Below are 18736 nucleotides of genomic sequence, written 5' to 3'. Positions count from 1 at the left end.
GCTGCCTGTTCATGACGCAGCAGCCACTTCGCTGCGTCATCGCTACCGAGGGGTGCTGCAGCGGACCTCCATCCGCCACGCTCGGCATGCGACTCCATCGCAAGGGCGCCCTGTCCATTTATGGAGGTGTCGCCATGTCTTTTCCCGCTGCCACTCGCCGGCTCGCTTTCGCCACATCCGCGGACTATCCATCCATCCAGCTGGACGATGCCGGTCTGGCCGCCTCGCTGGAACGCCTCGGCATCCAGCCGATCGTCTGCGTCTGGAATGACCCGGACGTGGACTGGTCGACCTTCGATGCGGTGCTGATCCGCACGATCTGGGATTACTTCAAATACCACGCAGCATTTCTGGACTGGCTGGACCGACTCGACCGGCTGGGTGTGCCCACCATCAACGACAACGCCCTGCTGCGCTGGAACAGCGACAAGCGCTACCTGCTCGAACTCGCCAAACACGGCATCGACATCATCCCGACGCAGCTCGCCAGTGCGCATGAGCTGGGCGACGTGCTGGCAGCGACACCGGCGCAGCAGGTGGTGATCAAGCCGACCATCAGCGGCGGCGCCTGGCATACGCTGCGCGGTACCGTCGGCGACGAAGTCTTCGCTCAGGCCGTGACGCAACTGCCACGCGAATACGACTACCTTGTGCAGCCGTTCGTACCGGAGATCGTCAGCGACGGCGAGTGGTCGCTGCTGTATTTCGCAGGCGAATTCAGTCACGCCGTGATCAAGCGCCCGGCATCTGGCGACTACCGCGTGCAGAGCGAATACGGCGGGAGCGCCGACCGAATCATGCCGAGTGTCGCGATACTGGCGGCCGCAGAGCGCGCACTTGCTGCAGTCGCCGACATAGGACATGGCGATCACCTCTACGTGCGTGTCGACGGCGTGATCTGCGCCGGCCGCTTCCTGATCATGGAGCTGGAGCTGATCGAGCCGTTCCTGCACCTGGGCATCCAGCCGGGCGCCGCCGAATGCCTGGCACGGCGTGTGGCGGAACGGCTTGTTCGCAACCGACGGCTTACGGACAACACCGACACGCGAGCTGCCACGTCCTAGAATCACCGCATGCCTGTCCCACCCGCACGAAAGATCCTGCATATCGACATGGACGCGTTCTACGCGTCGGTGGAGCAGCGTGACGATCCGTCGTTGCGCGGCAAGCCGGTGGCGGTGGCATGGCGCGGCGCACGCTCGGTGGTGTGTGCCGCAAGTTACGAGGCGCGTGTGTTCGGCGTGCGCTCGGCGATGCCGGCGATCCGCGCCGAACGGCTGTGCCCGCAGCTGATCTTCGTGCCACCGGATTTCGTGCGTTACAAGGCGGTGTCGCGGCAGGTGCGCGAGATCTTCACGCGGCATACCGACTTGATCGAACCACTGTCGCTGGACGAAGCCTATCTCGACGTCACCATGACGAAGACCGGCCTGCCCTCGGCCACCGCCACCGCCGAAGCGATCCGTGCGGCGATCCGCGAGGAAACCCAGCTCACCGCATCCGCTGGCGTGGCACCGAACAAGTTCCTGGCAAAGATCGCTTCGGACTGGAACAAGCCGGACGGTCTGTGCGTGATCCGCCCTCATCAGGTGGATGCGTTTCTCACGCCACTGCCGGTCGGCCGCCTGCCGGGTGTCGGTAAAGTGATGGAGGCGAAGCTCGCCGTGCTTGGCATTGCCAGCGTCGGCGATTTGCGTGGATTTGTGCTGACGGAACTGGAGCAGCGCTTCGGTCGCTGGGGTCGACGCCTTTATGAACTGGCGCGCGGCATCGACGAACATGTGGTGCAACCCGAGCGTCTCACCCTGCAGGTCTCCGCCGAGGATACGTTCGAGCACGATCTACTGCTCGACGAACTCGAACCACACATCCGCCGACTCGCCGAAAAGGCCTGGGCCGGTCATCAACGCGAACAGGGCCGTGTTGCGCGCACCGTTGTGCTCAAGCTGAAGACCTCCGACTTCCACACGCTCACGCGCAGCCTGACTCCGCTGCAACGGCCACAATCAGCCAATGAACTGGCCGATATCGCCTGCGCGCTGCGCGATCGGGTCGAGCGTCCCGCCGATAGTCGTTATCGCCTCGTCGGCGTGGGTCTGGCCGGTTTCGTGGAACAGGACAGCTACCACGCGCAGACCGACCTGTTCGACATCGCGCCCGGCTGAACGGAACAACACCACTCTGACACTCAGTCCACTGCGGGCAGCGTGTACTCGAACTCGTAGAAATGCTGGCCGCCGGTAATCGTGATCGCCAGCGTGCCGGCCAACCCCTGCAGTTCGTCGCTACCCGAGTCAGGTACCACAGAAATGATCAACTGCGGCGCACCACGCGTCATCGTGCCGCTGTGCTGCAAAGCGAACGCGCCGCTGCGCCCATGCAGCGTGCCACTGACCCGCTCCAGCGCGACATAGCCGGCCGAGCCTTCGACTGCTGTGCGGAGCGCCAGCATCTGGCCGTTGCCGATCGCCGCAAGGTCGCCGTGATACTGCTTGTCCAGCGCCATCCGGCCAATGCTGGCGTCGCCGACGCCGTCTTCCGCCGGCTGCGGAATCATCTTCACTTCGAACGTACCGCTGGCGTGCATGGTGTTGACTCCTGGTGACGTGCAAGGCATCCGGCCAGTTTGGCAGGCTCGATCAACCGTCGAAAGCACGCATCCGCACTCCTCGGCTCCGCATGCTTTTCATGCCCTTTCAGGGATTTGACACCGAGCCCGCACCGGATGGGGATGCCCCTTGTGCGGGGCGAAATTTCGTAGCCATGAAATGTTTGGGAACACCGTTTTCGGCCGGTGTCTTCTTGAGGAAGGCGGCTGCCGCCGCATCGTGTTTCAGGTAAGCATCCAGGAAATTCAGGGTATAGCGTGCGGTCCAGGCATGATACGTGTTGGCGTCATCCCGCCCGTAATCGGCCACCTGATTTTCAGCAAAGCGCTGTGCACTCTCTCTGCGTTGGTACATCGAGCTGAATTCCGGATGTGCCATGCCCAGCATGTTCACCGTAAGGAGGTCACCGTGTGTCCATGCATTCAGAACGTTGGGGCCCTCGGTCCATTCCAGCGGGCCATCATGATATTTTTCAATATCCTCAAGAAGGTTCGGATACCCTCCCAGGAAGAAAAGAAGTGGTATGGCCATTCGCTCTGGACGAACGTCCCCGGCCATTTTCACAAGGCCCGGGTAAACGCGCATGCTGCCGTCCAGCGATACCAGGGCATCGATACGCGGATCGCGCGCTGCCGCAAACAGACTTGATCCTCCGCCCCAGCTCCAGCTCAATACGGCTACCCTGGACATATCCGCGTCGGGAAGCGTCTTGGCATACGCAATGAGAAACGAGATGTCGCGGGCCTGCGCGTTGATCCCGTCGAGATCGTCCGTCATATCGCGCGTCGACACTCCCATCGATGGGCTTGCGAGAATGACATAGCCGTGACTGGCAAGATACTCGCACAAGTCGGCGTTCTCCCATGAAACGGAAGAGTCGCCGGGCGCGTAAATGAGCACGGGATAACGTCCTTGCATCGGCTTCGCATTCCGCACCGCCCACAGTGGGACGTCGAAGGACGTTTTCAGTAGCGAACGCCACCGATTCTCGCCCGGATGCGGAGCGTCGAAGTGGATTTCCGTGTCGGCCAGCTGGGCATACTCGCCAACCGTCATCGGCTCCTCCGTGCTTCGCAGCGACGGATACCAGATCAGGGTTTGCAACGGGCGCGCACCATCCTTGATGGCCGGTTTCCCCAAGGCCCCGGGTGCCGAGGGGAAGCTGCGGGAGTGATCGTACTGATTCACTACTTTCAGCCCCACCGGATACAGCCCCGGCTTTTCCAGGAACCGGAATGAAGACGTCTGGGCAACCGCGAACATAGAACTGAAATATGTGCATAACGCAAGCAAGGTAACCAGGATTCTGGAATGCACCGTAGCTTTCCTTCCGGCGAGGCGGCGGGGGAATATCTGCCGAGGCTGGCAAGCGCGACGCGCCGATGCACGGCGCGTCGCGCTCAACTCAGCTGAGCCGCCGCGAGATAGCGAAGAACGCCAGGTTGCCCAGGCCCGTGGCACCAGCCAGCACGGCGACCAGGCCGGGTGTGACTTCCTGCCAGTTGAACCATTGGATCAGGCCGAAGCCGACCGCCACTGACACCAGCACGATGCCCCAGCGCAGCGAGGAGTTGCGCCGACGCAGCGCCTCGTCACGCAGGATCGAATTGACCAGATCCTCGGAACCGCCGGCGTTGACCATATGCCGGCGCACCATGGCGTCGACGCAGACCTTGATCGAGTAGGCAATGCAGATGAACAGGCTGATCGGGATAAAGTCGCCGAAATTCATGGGGCTCTCCTTGGGAGTGATGGTGGAATGATTGGCTGTCGGGACCATAGAGACAGCCACCCTCACAGCGGTTGCAGCCATCCACTTGCAACCATTGGGGCGATGCGCGTATCCCTTGCGGCATGGAAGACATCCGCAGCAGCCCGGACCGCGAACTGGTCGACGCCGTGCTGGCCAACCGGCCGGGCGCGTTCGAGCGCCTGGTGCGCGAGTATCAGGGCCTGTGCTGGCACATCATCCATCGGATGGTGCGCCACCCCGAGGATGCGCGCGAGCTGTGCCAGGACACCTTTCTGCGCGTGCATCAGTGCCTGCACCAGTATCGCTACGAGAGCGCGCTGAAATCGTGGATCGGACGCGTGGCCTACACCATCGCGCTGCGCCACCTGCAACACAAACGCATCCCGCTGCTCGAGAACACCGATGACGATGACTATGCGCTGGTGGAAAACATCGGCGACGGCTTCGATCTCGAAGCTGCCTGCGCAGACGCGGAAACGACGCAGCACCTGCACGCTGCCATCGAGGCATTGCCGCCCTTGCAGCGGACCGTGCTGACGCTGTATTACCTTGAGGAAGTCACGATTCCCGAGATTGCCCGGATCACCGGGCTGGCCAGCGGCACCATCAAGAGCCACTTGTTCCGCTCACGACTGCGCCTGCGCGGCGCACTCGAAGCCCGGACCGGAGTTGCAGCATGAATCACGACATCGACGACACCATCCCTCCTTTCGACGACGCGGCCCACGAACGCGAATGGCTGCTGCAGGAGCGCGCCATGCGGCGCGAACGTCTGCACCTCGACCCCGCAGGCGATGATGCAAAGGCCTTGCGCTATCGGATGCTGGCGCATGCATTGCGGCAACCGCTGCAGGAGTCCCTGCCGCCCGACTTCGCACGGCACATGGCCACCTTGGCCGCCGCAGGCATGAGGGCCAAACCGACATCCAGCACCCGCTTCGAACTTGCATTGACGATTTCCCTCGTCATCGTCTTCGTACTGGCCGCTGGCGCGGCGACGGTAATCTATGGCAGCACGTGGCTGCCCTCGATCAGCGCGGCACTACCCGCGCCCGGCCCATCGGCCATCCGCTGGCTGCTGGCCTTCGCCGGTTGCATCGGCATGTCGTGGCTGCTGGGCTCATGGCAGCAGCACAGGCATGGACGCGACTGACGCAGGAGATACGCGCCGTTCGATCGCGGCCGTTCACAGATCGAGTACTGCATCCAGTCCGCGATGCACGCCAACCAGCCCCGACACGTTGCGGATCGCCAGCAACGCGCCACCCACATAAGGCTTCGCACTGCTGCCGGCGTTGTGACGCAGGCTCAACGTCTGGTCCGGCATGCCGAAGATCGTCTCGACCCCGATCACGAAACCCGGCAGGCGCAGCGCATGTACCTGGCTGCCGGCCAGCGTGCCGCCACGCGTCTCGCGCATACCGATGGTCTGCTCCAGCGGCACTTCCAGTGTCGGCTGGCGCACCTTGCCCAGCCGGCCGGCCAGCTCGCGCACGGTGCCGCTGGGTGCATCCGGTTTGCCGGCCGAGGCATAGTCGATGATCTCCCATTGCGGGATGAGCTTCGCCGCCATCTCGGCAAACTTGATCAGCAGCACCGCGGTCAGCGCAAAGTTGCCGCAGGCAAGCACGCCGCGCTGCCGCTCGCGAGCCAGCGCATCGATCTGCGCGTAATCCTCGTCGGTGAGGCCCGACGTGCCGACCACCACGTGCGCGCCATGCTCCAGCGCGGCAAGGATATTTGCCTTCGCGCTGTCTGGCCGGGTGTATTCGACGAAGACATCGCAGGGCTGTGTCAGCGCTTCGGTGGCGCTGGCAAAGATCGGTGTCGCCAGTCGCGGCTCGCCCAACACGTCGCCGAGCGTCTGCCCAGCGTGCTTGCGTGCCACCGCAGCGACCAGCGCGAGGTCATCGGCCGCGGCGATACCGCGCGCCAGTTCGGAGCCGGCCCAGCCGGTGGCGCCGGCAACACATACCTTCAGTGACATGGTGACCTCATGGTTCTTGTCGTGATCAGCGCAGAGTAATCTGGCGTGGCACGCTTGTCCCGAATCACCAACGACGATTGAACCGAAATCCCGTGGCCGCAACGACACCCATCGACGCCCCATCGCAGCTGGCGGAAGCCAGCGGTACGTGGTGCCTGTACCTGATTGAATGCCGCAACGGCAGCTACTATGCCGGCATCACCAACCGCCTCGACGCACGCTACGCCGCCCATGTGGCCGGCCGCGGCGCGCGCTATACCCGCGCCAACCCGCCGCTGCGGTTGTTGGGCTTTCGCAGCTATCCCGATCGCGCCAGCGCCTCGCGTGCGGAGTGGGCGATCAAGCAGTTGCCGCGGGAGCGGAAGCTGGCGTTCCTGCAGGCCTGATCGTCAGCCCAGGATCGGTCCCGTATCGATGCACAGCGATACGCGGTGCGGCGGCGCTTTCGGCACTCCGCACCAGTCGCTTCAATACCCGAGCACCTCGCCATCCTTGCGCATCTCGGTAGCGCCCCAGTACACCTGCTGTTTGGCGTCGAACATGATCGCCTCGTAGCCGCCGAAGTTGCCGGTGCCCGGCACGACCTTGTAGCCGCGTTTGACCAACTCGGCTTTCACCGCGGGGTCGAAGCCCGACTCCATCTCCACCGTGCCGATGCCCTGCGAGGCTTCGCCGGTGGGTTCGGCGTTGCCGTAGTGGCGCCAGCGCGCGGCATCGCCGGCGTCCTGCACGTTCATGCCGTAATCGATCATGTTGGTCAGCACCTGGATGTGACCCTGCGGCTGCATGTCGCCGCCCATCAGGCCGAACGACATGTACGGCGCGCCATCCTTCATCACGAAGCCCGGGATAATGGTGTGGAACGGCCGCTTGCCGGCAGCGTAGACATTCGCCGCGCCAGGCTTGAGCGAATACAGCTCGCCGCGATCCTGGAACATGAAGCCGAGCCCGTCGGCGACCAGGCCCGAACCCATGCCGCGGTAGTTGGACTGGATGATCGAGACCATCATGCCGTCCTTGTCGGCGGTGGTGAAGTACGTGGTGTCGCCGTTGAACAGCTTCGGATCGCCGGGACCGATGTCCGCGTTGGCGTGGTCGAGATGAATCAGCTTCCGCCGCTGGTCGGCGTAGCCCTCGGACAGCAGGCCCTTCATCGGCACATCGACGAAACGCGGATCGGCGTAGTACTTGGCCAGATCCTCATAGGCGAGGCGCTTGGCTTCCAGCATCGCGGTCAGCGCGTCGGCGCTGCCCACGCCCATTTTCTTCAGGTCGAAGCCCTTGAGCAGCTGCAGCATTTCCAGCGCGGCGAAGCCCTGTCCGTTCGGCGGCAGTTCGTAGACGTCGTAACCGTGGTAGTTCACCGACTGCGGCGTCACCCACTCGCCGTGATAACCGGCAAAGTCCTCGTAGCGCAGGTCGCCGCCGATGCGCTTGAAGTAGGCATCCATGGTGTGCGCGATCGCGCCCTTGTAGAACGCATCGCGGCCGCCCTGCGCGATCAGCGTCAGCGTGCGGGCCAGATCGGGATTGCGGAACACCTCGCCTTCGGCCGGCGCGTGACCGTCGATCAAATAGGTGTGGCGCGCATTGGCACTTTCCTCGATCAGCCCGTGCATCCGCTCGAACGCGGCCATGTTGCCCTTCCAGTACTGGGCAACCAGCTGGGTGACCGGGAAACCGTTCTGGGCATAGCCGATCGCCGGCGCCAGATCGTCGGCCAATGAGAGCTTGCCGAACTTGTCGTGCAGCGCGCCCCAGGTATCGACCGTGCCAGGCACGGTGATCGGCAGCGAGCCGACGGCGGGAATGTGATCCTTCACCGGCAGGCCGGCCTTGAGATACGCGGCCTTGACCTCGGCCTGCATCTTCGCCAGATCGCGGCCCTTTGCCGACGGGCCGGAGCCGTTGTAGCCGTAGAGTTTGTGCGTCTTCGGATCCCACACGATCACGAAGCAGTCGCCGCCGATGCCGTTCAACACCGGCTCCATCAGGCCGAGCGCCGCGTTCGCCGCGATCGCGGCATCCACCGCACTGCCGCCCTTCTTGAGGATGTCGATCGCGATCTGCGAGGCCAGCGGCTGCTCGGTCGCTGCCATGCCATGCTGGGCCAGCACCGGCGAACGGGAGGCCCAGGGATGGCCGGAGTAGCGATCACCCCGGCCGACATCGGCACTGACATTCGTCGCGGCCGTCAGCCCCACCAACAAGGCGACGGCAGCGCCGATCCGGATCTGCGAATGACTCATCACGACTCCTTCGGGGCGACCCGAGTTTTTGTTTTATCGCGGCGGCGCGACTTACTTCTTCTTTGGCAGGTACAGGTCGGTGATCGTGCCTTCGTACACCTCGGCCGCCATGCCGATCGACTCGCTCAGCGTGGGATGCGGGTGGATGGTCAGGCCGATATCAGCGGCCTCGCTGCCCATCTCGATCGCCAACGCGACTTCGGAGATCAGCTCGCCGGCATGCACGCCGACGATGCCGCCGCCGACGATGCGATGGGTCGCTTCGTCGAAGATCAGCTTGGTGAAGCCCTCGGTGCGGTCGATGCCGATCGCGCGGCCGCTGGCCGCCCACGGGAACTTGCCCACGCCGATCTTCAGGCCCTTTTCCTTCGCCTCGCGTTCGGTCACGCCGACCCAGGCGATTTCCGGATCGGTATAGGCCACCGACGGAATCACCCGTGCATCGAAGTAGCTCTTCTGCCCGGCGACGACCTCCGCGGCGACCTTCGCCTCGTGCGTGGCCTTGTGCGCCAGCATCGGCTGGCCGACCAAGTCGCCGATCGCGAAGATGTGCGGCACATTGGTGCGCATCTGGCTATCGACGTTGATGAAACCGCGATCGGTCACCGCAACACCGGCCTTGTCGGCGCCGATCTTGCCGCCGTTCGGCGAGCGGCCCACCGACACCAGCACGCGATCGAACAAGGTGGTTTCGGGGATGCTATCGCCTTCGTAGCTGACTTCGATGCCCTTCTTGGTCGCCTTCGCCTCGACCACCTTGGTCTTCAGATGCACGCCCTTGAGCTTGCCGCCGATGCGCTTGGCCAGCGGCTTGATCAGGTCGGCATCGGCACCTGGGATGAGCTGATCCATGAACTCGACCACGGTCACTTCGCTGCCGAGCGCGGAATACACCGTCGCCATTTCCAGGCCGATGATGCCGCCGCCGACAACGAGTAGCTTGTTCGGTACGTCCTTCAGCTCCAGCGCGCCGGTGGAGTCGACGATGCGATCGTCGTCCCACGGGAACGAGGGCAGCTTCACCGACTGCGAACCGGCGGCGATGATTGCGTTCTCGAAGCGGACCAGCTTCACGCCGTCCTTGGTCTGGACTTCCATTTCGTTCGGCGAGACAAAGCTGCCGTTGCCTTCGAGCGTACGCACCTTGCGCTGCTTCGCCATGCTGGTCAGGCCGCCGGTAAGCTGACCGACCACCTTGGTCTTGAAGCCACGCAGCTTGTCGATGTCGATCTTCGGCGCGCCGAAGCTGACGCCGTGCGCGGCCATCGAGGCCGCTTCGTCGATCACTGCGGCCGCATGCAGCAGCGCCTTGGAGGGGATGCAGCCCACGTTGAGGCAGACGCCGCCGAGCGTGGCATAGCGTTCCACCAGCACGGTATCGACACCCAGATCCGCGGCGCGGAACGCCGCCGAGTAGCCGCCCGGGCCGGAACCAAGCACGACCAGCTTGCATTCGATGTCGGCCTTGCGGCCGGAAGCACCGGCGGCTTGTGGAGCCGGTGCCGCGGCAGGCGCGCTCGCAGCAGGTGCCGGCGCAGCAGCCTTGGGTGCCTCGACTCGTGGTGCCTCGACTTGTGGCGCCTCGGCCTTGGGCGCAGCAGTGTCATCAGCAACTTCAAGCACGGCGATCACCGCGCCTTCGGAGACCTCGTCGCCCACCTTGAGTTTCAACTCCTTGACCACGCCGGCGGCGCTGGAGGGAATCTCCATCGTCGCCTTGTCCGACTCCAGCGTGATCAGGCTCTGTTCTTTCGCCACGGTGTCGCCGGCTTTCACCAGCACTTCGATCACCGGCACGTTGCCGTGACCGCCGATGTCGGGAACCTTGATTTCGATCGTGTTGGCCATCGTCATCCTCCCGGTCAGAGCAGCAGGCGACGGATGTCGCCGAGCTGGGTGGCGAGGAAGGACGCGAAGCGCGCGGCGAGCGCGCCGTCGATCACGCGATGGTCGTAGGACAGCGACAGCGGCAGGATCAGCCGCGGCGCGAATTCCTTGCCGTTCCACACCGGCTTGGTCGCCGCCTTGGAGACGCCGAGGATCGCCACTTCCGGCGCATTGACGATCGGCGTAAAGCCGGTGCCACCGATACCGCCGAGCGAGGAGATCGAGAAGCAGCCACCGGACATCTCGGCCGGCCCCAGCTTCTTGTCGCGCGCCTTCTTCGAAATCTCGCCCAGCTCGCGGGCAAGGTCGAGCAAGCCCTTCTTGTCGCAATCGCGGATCACCGGCACCACCAGGCCATCGGGCGTGTCCACCGCGATGCCGATATGGAAGTACTTCTTCAGTATCAGCTTCTCGCCGCTCTCGTCGAGTGAGGCGTTGAACTGCGGGAACTGCTTCAGCGCCGCCACCACCGCCTTGATCTGGAACACCAGCGGTGTGACCTTCAACTCCTTGTTCTCTTCGCCAAGCTTCTTGCGGAAGGCCTCCAGCTCGGTGATATCGGCATCATCGTGCTGGGTAACGTGCGGGATCATCGCCCAGTTGCGCGCGAGGTTGGCGCCGGAAATTTTCTGAATGCGCGACAGCGGCTTCTCCTCGATCTCGCCGAACTTGGCGAAGTCGATCTTCGGCCACGGCAGCAGGCTGAGGCCGCCGAGCGACGCCGCAGCGCCAGCTGTCGGTCGCGCACCGGAAGCGAGCGCATGCTTCACGTAGGCGCTGACGTCCTCGCGCTGGATGCGGCCGCCGCGGCCGGAACCCTTGACCTGGGTGATGTCGACGCCCAGCTCACGCGCGAAGGCACGGATCGCCGGGCTGGCGTACGGCGCATCGCCTGGCATTACCAGGCGTGCATCCAGCGGTGGTCGCGCAGCCGGCGACACGTCGCCTTCCGGCACGTTGCCGGGCAGCACACTGCGGCCGCCGATCGGCGCGGGCTTTTCCTCGACCTGCGGCGCGGCCACCTTGGCTGGCGCAGGTGCCGGGGCTGGAGCTGGCGCAGCGGCTTTCGGCGCCTCGGCGGCAGGTGCAGCAGCGGCGCCGTCGGCCTCGATGATCGCGATCACAGCGCCCTCCGACACCTCGTCGCCCACTTTCAGCTTCATTTCCTTGATCGTGCCGGCGAACGGCGCAGGGACTTCCATCGTGGCCTTGTCCGACTCCAGCGTGATCAGGCTCTGCTCCTTCTCCACGCGATCACCGACCTTGACCAGCACTTCGATGACGGGGACGTCGGCGTGACCGATATCGGGAACAAGGGCTTCTTTGAGCTCGGCCATGATGACTCCTGCAATGGCGGTGGCGTGCCGCTCGGGGATGGCGGCCGCAGACAAGGCCTCAATCATAACGAAGCGCTGCCCGATTCGTATGCCTGATGTTGTGCGGCAGCTTCTTTCGACGGTTACCATGCGCGCGCGTATGCATGACCTTGAGCGCACGCACTGCCTCAATCGTTCCCCTAATCTGGGCTCAGCCAACGCCGCTCAGAGCGGTACCGGGAAGCAAGCCATGCTGACGATTCGTGACCTGTCGAAAACCTACGCCAACGGAGTGCGGGCACTGCGCGGCGTGTCGCTGGACATCCCCAATGGCATGTTCGGCCTGCTCGGCCCCAACGGTGCGGGCAAATCGTCGCTGATGCGCACGATCGCCACCCTGCAGGATCCGGACGAGGGCACGATCAAGCTGGACGACATGGACCTGATGGCCGACAAGCAGGCCACCCGCCGTCTGCTCGGCTATCTGCCGCAGGAGTTCGGGGTGTATCCGAGGGTCTCGGCCGAGGCGATGCTGGACCACTTCGCCGTGCTCAAGGGCGTCACCGTGAAAAGCGAACGTCGCGAGCTGGTCGAGTCGCTGCTGCGCCAGGTGAACCTGTGGGATGTACGCAAGCGCAAGCTCGGCACCTACTCCGGCGGCATGCGCCAGCGTTTCGGTATTGCGCAGGCGCTGATCGGCGATCCGCGACTGGTGATCGTCGACGAACCCACCGCGGGCCTCGACCCGGAGGAGCGCAACCGCTTCCTCAATCTGCTCGCAGAAATCGGCGAGCGGGTGGTGGTGATCCTGTCCACACATATCGTGGAGGACGTCACCGACCTGTGCTCGCGCATGGCGATCATCGGCCAGGGCCAGGTGCTGCTGAGTGGTGAGCCGGTCGAGGCGATCCGTTCGCTCGACGGCCGCGTGTGGCGGCGCACGATCGACAAGGCCGAACTGGACGGTTACCGCGCCCGCATGAACATCCTGTCCACCCGCCTCGCCGGCGGACGCACCCTGCTGCATGTACTGGCCGACACCCGGCCGGAGGCAGGCTTCGAAGCCGTTGTACCCGATCTGGAAGACGTCTATTTCGGGCGCCTGCGCGAGCAGGCCACTGCCAGAGCCGCCTGACACCCGCCGCTCCGGCAGCAGTCTTCCATTACAGGGACGCGAATACCGATGTTCTTCGAGATCCTCCGATTCGAATTGCGCCAGCAGCTGAAGGCGCCACTGTTCTGGATCATTACGGCGGTGTTCGGCACGCTTGCCTTCACCCTGGTGACAACCGATGCGGTGACCGTTGGTGGCGCCAGCGGCAACGTGCTGCGCAATGCACCGCTGGTGATCGTCCGGCTGCTCAGCGCGCTGACCGTACTCAGCATGTTCCTGGTGACGGTATTCGTCGCTGGCGCCGCGCTGCGCGACTTCGAGCAGCGCACCGCCGAACTGTTCTTCACTACGCCGATGAGCCGCGGCGCCTATCTCGGCGGCCGCTTCGCCGCAGGCTACCTGGCCTCGCTGGCGATCATGCTGGCCTGTGCGCTTGGCATCGCATTCGGCGGCATGATGCCGTGGATCGATGTGCTACGACTGGGTCCGGCCAGCTGGCACGGCTACGCGTGGGCGTTCGGCGTGATGGTGGTGCCGGACATGCTGTTCATTGCTGCGTTGCTGTTCCTGCTCGCCACCACCACGCGTTCGCTGCTGGCCACCTATATCGGGGTGATCGCCTACTTCGTACTGCAAAGCATCGTTGGCCAGCTGACCAAGGACGTCAACAATCACTACGTTGCCGCCATGCTCGATCCGTTCGGCGGGCGCACGGTTGCGCTGGTCACCCGCTACTGGTCGGCCTACCAGTCCAATCACGAGTTGCCCGCGCTGACCGGTGTCCTGTTGTTCAATCGGTTGCTGTGGACCGGCGTCAGTGTGGCCATGTTCGGCGCCACGTTTGCACTGTTCCGGCCGAACCGCGAAGGACTGCAACTGCCACGGCGCAAGAAGCGCGCAGAGCCACCGATGCTGTGCCCGCAAGCCAGCAACACCACACTGACGCTGCCCAAGGTTCGCCTGGCCGACAACCTCGGCGCGCACTTGCTGCAGCTGCGCACGCAGTTCGCGTTTGACACGCTCGGCGTGTTGCGCGGCGCGCCGTTCCTGATCATGCTGGCGCTGGGCCTGGCCAACCTGTTCGGCGCCTTGATGTTCTCCGGACAGATCTACGGCACCGCGACCTGGCCGGTCACCCATCAGGTGCTGGAAAACATCCGCGGCGGCTTCCAGTGGCTGCTGTACATCATCATCACCTTCTATGCCGGTGAGCTGGTGTGGCGCGAGCGCAGCCAGCGCTCGGCCGAGGTTACCGACGCGTTTCCGTTGCCAGACTGGATCCCGCTGACCGCCAAGCTGGGTGCGCTGCTGGCAGTGATCGGGGCATTCCTGCTGGTCGGCTCGCTGGTCGGCATCGGCTGGCAGCTGGCGCATGGTTACACCCATCTGGAGCTGGGTCTGTACCTGGAGACGCTGGCGCTGGATGCGATTCCATTCGCGCTGCTGGCGGCGCTGGCGCTGTTCCTGCAGGTGCTGTCGAACAACAAGTTCCTTGGCTATCTGTTCACCATCATGTGGTTCGTCTGCCAGATCGGCTTCGGCCTGCTGCACTGGGAACAGAACCTGTATGACTACGGCAGCGCGCCGGACCTGCCGTATTCGGACATGAACGGTTTCGGCCATTTCCTCGCGGCCACACTGTGGTTCGACTTTTATTGGGCCAGCTGCGCGGTAGTGCTGCAGGTACTGGCCGCGCTGTTCTGGGTACGCGGCACCGACCAGACCTGGCCTGAGCGGATGCGCGAAGCAAGGGTACGACTGCATGTACCGGCGAAGATCGCCATGGCGTTCGGCCTGCTCGCGTTCGTCGGCAGCGGCGCGTGGATCTACTACAACACCAACGTGCTCAATCACTACCTGAGCAGCAGCGACAAGTTACAGCAGCATGCCAACTACGAGAGGAAATACGCGAAGTACAAGGATCTGCCGCAGCCGCGCATCACCGCGGTAAAGACCGATGTCGACATCTACCCGTACCAGCGCAGGCTGGAGATCCGCGGCCACTACACACTGGTGAACAAGCACGACACGCCGATCAGCGAACTGCATGTGAATTACACCGACGGCTTCAAGCTGAAGTCGCTGGATTTCGCGCCGCATGACACGATCAGCGAAGACAAGGATCTCGGTTACACCATCTACCGGCTGAAGACGCCGCTGGCACCGGGCGCATCCATGAACTTCGACTTCGACATGGAGTACGCGCCGAAGGGCTTTACCAACAGCCCGGAAGGCCAATTCCTCGCTTATAACGGCACCTTCTTCAATAACACGGTGATGCCGCAGTTCGGCTACCAGACGGATGCGCAGATCACGGATCGTAATGATCGCCGCAAGTACGACCTTGTCGGCGAAGTGCCGCGAATGCCGAAACTCGGTGACGAGAAGGCACGCGCCAATACCTATATCAGCAACGATGCGGACTGGATCAGCTTCGACACCACCGTGTCAACCGCCGCCGATCAGATCGCGGTGGCACCGGGCTACCTGCAGAAGGAATGGACGGCCAACGGACGGCACTATTTCCATTACACAATGGACCAGCCCATGCTGCCGTTCTTCTCCTACCTCTCGGCACGCTATGCCGTGAAGCACGAGCTTTGGAAAGGCGTCGATATCGCGGTGTACTACAACCCGGCGCATGCATGGAACGTGGACCGGATGATCCAGGGCACGAAGGACGCGCTGGACTATTACAACGCGAACTACACGCCATACCAGTTTCACCAGCTGCGCATCCTGGAGTTCCCGAACTACATAAGCATCGCGCAGTCGTTTGCGAACACGATTCCGTTCTCCGAATCGGTCGGCTTCATCGCCGATCTGCGCGATCAATCCAAGATCGACTACCCCTACTACATCACCGCGCACGAAGTGGCGCACCAGTGGTGGGCACACCGGGTGATCGGCGCCAACATGCAGGGCTCCACCATGCTCAGCGAATCGCTGGCGCAATATTCCGCGCTGATGGTGATGAAGCAGAAGTACGGCGCCGACCAGATGCACAAGTTCCTGAAGTACGAACTGGACAAATATCTCGCGGGCCGCGCCACCGAGAAGCTGGCCGAGGAGCCGCTGGCGAAGGTTGAGAACCAGCAGTACATCCATTACAACAAGGGCTCGCTGGTGTTCTACGCGCTGCAGGATTACATCGGCGAGGACAAGCTCGACGCAATGCTCAAGCAGTTCCTGATCGACAAGGGTTTCCAGCAACCGCCCTACACCACCTCGCAGGAATTCATGAACGCCTTGGCCAAGTCCGCCGGGCCGAAGTGGCAGCCACTGCTTAATGACTTCTTCTGGAAGATCACCCTGTTCGACAACCGCATGACCGAGGCCACGGCGAAGAAGCTGCCGGACGGGAAATATGAAGTGACCATGAAGGTGCATGCCGGCAAGGTCTACGTCGATGGCACCGGCAAGGAAACCGACGGCACGCCGGACATCCCGATCGACATCGGCGTGTTTGCCGCGCCCGCCGATGGCAAGGATGGCAAGCCGCTGTACCTGAAGAAGCAGATGGTGGCGAACGGTGACAGCACGATCACCGTGACCGTCGACAGCAAACCGTTCGAAGCCGGTATCGATCCGTACAACGAACTGATCGACCGCGTCTCCAGCGACAACCGGCGACCGGTGACGCTGCAGTAGCGGCGGCTCAGTCCGGTTTCACCGCGGCTGGCATCACGCCCTGGACCAAGCGGATATCCAGTGGCGGGGTCGGTATGCCGATCTCCTGCGCGTCGATCCGCTGCTTGATCGCGCGTAGCAGGTCGGCCTGGACTCCCGTGCTGTCGCTGACGCGGGTCCAGCCGCGCAAGACCAGGTTCACCGTGTCGCCAGCCAGGCTGGCGATCGATACGTTCGGCGGCGGGTCCTTCAATATCCGTGCATCGGCTTCGAATAGTCGCGTGATGGCGGCCATCACCTTGTCGATGTCGTCGCGATGGCTGACACCGAACTTCAATTCAAAGCGTCGCGTGCCACGACGATTGAAATTGAGGATGGCGTCTCCACCAATTTTCGCGTTCGGCACGATCGCCTCGCGGTTGTCCGGCAGGATCAGCAGCGTATGCATCAGGTTGATGGTTTCCACCGTGCCCTCGACGCCACCGGCGACAACGTAGTCACCGACACGGAAGGGCTGGAACACGACAAGCAGCACGCCCCAGGCAAGGTTGCTGAGCGAACCTTGCAGCGCCAGCCCAACCGCCAGTCCGGCCGTTCCCAATGCAGCGACCAGCGGCGCTGAAGGTATGCCGGCCTGGGTCAGCGCCATCACGATCAGCACCGCAACCAGCACGCCGTAGATCAGGTTGCGCAGAAAGCCGCTCAGTGTGGTGTCCACGCGCGCACGCTGCAGCGCGCGCTGCGTGACATTGGCCAGCCGTGCAGCCAGCCAGATGCCCAGCAAGAGAATCAGCAAGGCTTCCAGCAAGTGCAGTCCATTCGTGATGACGGCTTCGGCAAGATCGTGCCCGAGTAGGCGTTCCAGAAAATCATGCATGGCTGACGGCTCGCGGAAAAACCGGCGCCAGCCTAGCAAACCCGCCATGAAGAATTCGACGTCGGCGGCAAGCGTATGGCTCAGTCCGTGGCCGACCCACGCAGCGTATGGCGCACCGAACGCAATGAGCACACCTCCCACAGCGCCACCAGTACCAGCACGGCCGTCGTCACCATGCCCAGCGACGCCACCGACCAGTGCGTAAGGGTCAGCGCCAATGCTGCCAGCAAGCCGAGCCCGAGCAGATGCGACAGCGGCAGGTTGGTGCTGTTCACCGTCTTCTTGAACCACGCATTGCCGCATAGATACAGCGCCGGACCACCCAGCAGCACGGCGCCCCTGATCGTGTCGACACGCAGCGATGCGTCACGCAGGGTCAGTTCGTCCGCCACCGCACTGACGATGATGCCGGCGACGATCAGCAGATGCAGATAGGTATAGGCGAGCCGTGCCGTGCGGCCGGGATCGGCCGACTGCCGGATCGCCCGGCTGCCACGCTCTGCCGCCAGGTCGAAATAGATCCACCACATCGCCACACTGCCGATGAAAGCGCTGACGAACGCAAGCAACGCCTGTGGTTGCGACAAGGTGTCAGCAAAACTCGACCCGGTCACCAGTACCGACTCGCCCAGCGCGATGATCACGAACTGGCTGCAGCGCTCGGCCAGGTGACCGCCGTCGATATCCCAGTCAGCGGTGCTCGATCGACCCAGGCCAGGCACCGGAAAGGCCAACGCCGGCCCGAGGTATTCCAGTACCAGTGCAGCGGTCCACCACGCCCAGCGCCACTGGCCATCCAGCCATCCGCCTGCCAGCCACAGCGCGCCCGACAGGACGAGCCAGACCGTGATGCGCTGGAAGTTGCGCTTATTCGCAGGCGCCGCATTTCCCAGCGCCCACAACATGAACAACGTGCGCCCCACCTGCATGAAGACGTAGGCGCCGGCAAACAGCAGACCGCGTGCGCCGAACGCCTCGGGCAAAGCGATCGAAAGCAGCAATCCCGCCAGCATCAGCGCCAGCAGCAACAGCCGTACCAACGGACGTTCCGGATCCAGCCAGTTGGTCACCCAGCCGGTAAACACCCATACCCACCACACCGCCAGGAACAGCAGCAGCACCTGCAGCGCACCCACCATGTTCAAACCATGCAGAAGTGTGTGCGACAACTGGGTCACTGCGTAGACGAACACCAGGTCGAAGAACAGCTCGATATTGGTGACCTTGCTATGGCCACCGACACCTCGCGAACGCAGCAGGCTGGCCCGCGCCGAGCCGGAATGACTAACTGATGGGGAAATGCTCACGATGCGG

The 18736-nt window shown here is 63.6% G+C and carries 16 protein-coding genes; 7 read left to right on the top strand and 9 right to left on the bottom strand.

Going from position 1 to position 18736, the window contains the following annotated elements:
* The first annotated feature begins 134 nt into the window (after positions 1-134).
* Both GSQ75_RS17300 and dinB read left to right on the top strand, forming a co-directional pair.
* Positions 135-1064, top strand: a complete 930-nt coding sequence (locus tag GSQ75_RS17300; RefSeq protein WP_158756119.1) for a hypothetical protein — start codon at positions 135-137, stop codon at positions 1062-1064.
* Positions 1065-1073: 9 nt separating this feature from the next.
* Positions 1074-2165 carry a DNA polymerase IV gene (gene dinB / locus GSQ75_RS17295; RefSeq protein ID WP_158756118.1) on the top strand — a complete coding sequence of 364 codons (1092 nt, stop codon included), beginning with the start codon at positions 1074-1076 and terminating at the stop codon, positions 2163-2165.
* 23 nt (positions 2166-2188) lie between these two features.
* Here dinB and GSQ75_RS17290 read toward each other — a convergent pair whose 3' ends face one another.
* From GSQ75_RS17290 to GSQ75_RS17280, 3 genes are all read right to left on the bottom strand, one after another.
* Entirely contained in the window at positions 2189-2587 is a 399-nt protein-coding gene (locus GSQ75_RS17290) for a DUF3224 domain-containing protein (protein WP_158756117.1), read from the bottom strand.
* Between the two features lie 109 nt (positions 2588-2696).
* Positions 2697-3926: a dienelactone hydrolase gene (locus GSQ75_RS17285; protein WP_158756116.1), complete on the bottom strand. Its 1230-nt coding sequence runs from the start codon at positions 3924-3926 to the stop codon at positions 2697-2699.
* A gap of 88 nt (positions 3927-4014) precedes the next feature.
* Complete coding sequence (locus GSQ75_RS17280; protein ID WP_077442826.1) at positions 4015-4341, bottom strand: hypothetical protein; 327 nt, start codon at positions 4339-4341, stop codon at positions 4015-4017.
* 122 nt (positions 4342-4463) lie between these two features.
* Between GSQ75_RS17280 and GSQ75_RS17275 the strand changes: the two genes are divergently transcribed.
* The gene (locus GSQ75_RS17275) at positions 4464-5042 is read left to right on the top strand and encodes a sigma-70 family RNA polymerase sigma factor (protein WP_158756115.1); all 579 of its coding nucleotides are present in this window, start codon (positions 4464-4466) and stop codon (positions 5040-5042) included.
* A complete protein-coding gene (locus GSQ75_RS17270) occupies positions 5039-5515 on the top strand; it encodes a hypothetical protein (RefSeq protein WP_158756114.1) in 477 nt (158 codons plus the stop codon). The genes GSQ75_RS17275 and GSQ75_RS17270 overlap by 4 nt, the downstream gene beginning before the upstream one ends.
* A gap of 33 nt (positions 5516-5548) precedes the next feature.
* Here the strand turns inward: GSQ75_RS17270 and dapB are convergent, their stop codons facing one another.
* On the bottom strand, positions 5549-6349 hold the full coding sequence (dapB, locus tag GSQ75_RS17265) for a 4-hydroxy-tetrahydrodipicolinate reductase (RefSeq protein WP_158756113.1): 801 nt from the start codon (positions 6347-6349) through the stop codon (positions 5549-5551).
* A 128-nt stretch (positions 6350-6477) separates the two neighbouring features.
* Between dapB and GSQ75_RS17260 the strand changes: the two genes are divergently transcribed.
* Entirely contained in the window at positions 6478-6735 is a 258-nt protein-coding gene (locus GSQ75_RS17260) for a GIY-YIG nuclease family protein (protein WP_158756179.1), read from the top strand.
* Between the two features lie 81 nt (positions 6736-6816).
* Here GSQ75_RS17260 and ggt read toward each other — a convergent pair whose 3' ends face one another.
* Genes ggt through aceF form a run of 3 tightly spaced genes read right to left on the bottom strand, consistent with a single transcriptional unit; the run spans position 6817 to position 11888 of the window.
* Positions 6817-8598 carry a gamma-glutamyltransferase gene (gene ggt, locus GSQ75_RS17255; protein ID WP_158756112.1) on the bottom strand — a complete coding sequence of 594 codons (1782 nt, stop codon included), beginning with the start codon at positions 8596-8598 and terminating at the stop codon, positions 6817-6819.
* A 51-nt stretch (positions 8599-8649) separates the two neighbouring features.
* Positions 8650-10446: a dihydrolipoyl dehydrogenase gene (gene lpdA / locus GSQ75_RS17250; RefSeq protein ID WP_158756111.1), complete on the bottom strand. Its 1797-nt coding sequence runs from the start codon at positions 10444-10446 to the stop codon at positions 8650-8652.
* A gap of 14 nt (positions 10447-10460) precedes the next feature.
* Complete coding sequence (aceF, locus tag GSQ75_RS17245; RefSeq protein ID WP_158756110.1) at positions 10461-11888, bottom strand: dihydrolipoyllysine-residue acetyltransferase; 1428 nt, start codon at positions 11886-11888, stop codon at positions 10461-10463.
* Positions 11889-12051: 163 nt separating this feature from the next.
* On the opposite strand from aceF, the gene GSQ75_RS17240 reads away from it, so the two are divergent.
* Positions 12052-12936: an ABC transporter ATP-binding protein gene (locus GSQ75_RS17240; RefSeq protein ID WP_158756109.1), complete on the top strand. Its 885-nt coding sequence runs from the start codon at positions 12052-12054 to the stop codon at positions 12934-12936.
* A gap of 48 nt (positions 12937-12984) precedes the next feature.
* Positions 12985-16566, top strand: coding sequence for a M1 family aminopeptidase (locus GSQ75_RS17235; protein WP_158756108.1), 3582 nt, complete (start codon positions 12985-12987; stop codon positions 16564-16566).
* A 7-nt stretch (positions 16567-16573) separates the two neighbouring features.
* On the opposite strand, the gene GSQ75_RS17230 is transcribed toward GSQ75_RS17235, so the two are convergent.
* Positions 16574-17422 (bottom strand): mechanosensitive ion channel domain-containing protein, encoded by an 849-nt coding sequence (locus GSQ75_RS17230; protein ID WP_158756107.1) that lies wholly within the window; start codon positions 17420-17422, stop codon positions 16574-16576.
* 80 nt (positions 17423-17502) lie between these two features.
* Positions 17503-18729, bottom strand: coding sequence for a low temperature requirement protein A (locus GSQ75_RS17225; protein WP_254058629.1), 1227 nt, complete (start codon positions 18727-18729; stop codon positions 17503-17505).
* Between the last annotated feature and the right edge of the window lie 7 nt (positions 18730-18736).

The sequence above is a fragment of the Dyella sp. S184 genome (genome assembly GCF_009766065.1).
GTDB lineage: Bacteria > Pseudomonadota > Gammaproteobacteria > Xanthomonadales > Rhodanobacteraceae > Rhodanobacter.
Note: the sequence above shows the minus strand (reverse complement) of the source record. Positions and strands in the feature narration are given on the sequence as shown.

Excerpts from the sequence above, each read along its gene's own strand:
- GSQ75_RS17300 (WP_158756119.1), top strand. The coding sequence starts at position 135 with ATGTCTTTTCCCGCTGCCACTCGCCGGCTCGCTTTCGCCACATCCGCG.
- dinB (WP_158756118.1), top strand. The coding sequence starts at position 1,074 with ATGCCTGTCCCACCCGCACGAAAGATCCTGCATATCGACATGGACGCG.
- GSQ75_RS17290 (WP_158756117.1), bottom strand. The coding sequence starts at position 2,587 with ATGCACGCCAGCGGTACGTTCGAAGTGAAGATGATTCCGCAGCCGGCG.
- GSQ75_RS17280 (WP_077442826.1), bottom strand. The coding sequence starts at position 4,341 with ATGAATTTCGGCGACTTTATCCCGATCAGCCTGTTCATCTGCATTGCC.
- GSQ75_RS17275 (WP_158756115.1), top strand. The coding sequence starts at position 4,464 with ATGGAAGACATCCGCAGCAGCCCGGACCGCGAACTGGTCGACGCCGTG.
- GSQ75_RS17270 (WP_158756114.1), top strand. The coding sequence starts at position 5,039 with ATGAATCACGACATCGACGACACCATCCCTCCTTTCGACGACGCGGCC.
- dapB (WP_158756113.1), bottom strand. The coding sequence starts at position 6,349 with ATGTCACTGAAGGTATGTGTTGCCGGCGCCACCGGCTGGGCCGGCTCC.
- ggt (WP_158756112.1), bottom strand. The coding sequence starts at position 8,598 with ATGAGTCATTCGCAGATCCGGATCGGCGCTGCCGTCGCCTTGTTGGTG.
- lpdA (WP_158756111.1), bottom strand. The coding sequence starts at position 10,446 with ATGGCCAACACGATCGAAATCAAGGTTCCCGACATCGGCGGTCACGGC.
- aceF (WP_158756110.1), bottom strand. The coding sequence starts at position 11,888 with ATGATTGAGGCCTTGTCTGCGGCCGCCATCCCCGAGCGGCACGCCACC.
- GSQ75_RS17240 (WP_158756109.1), top strand. The coding sequence starts at position 12,052 with ATGCTGACGATTCGTGACCTGTCGAAAACCTACGCCAACGGAGTGCGG.
- GSQ75_RS17235 (WP_158756108.1), top strand. The coding sequence starts at position 12,985 with ATGTTCTTCGAGATCCTCCGATTCGAATTGCGCCAGCAGCTGAAGGCG.
- GSQ75_RS17230 (WP_158756107.1), bottom strand. The coding sequence starts at position 17,422 with ATGCATGATTTTCTGGAACGCCTACTCGGGCACGATCTTGCCGAAGCC.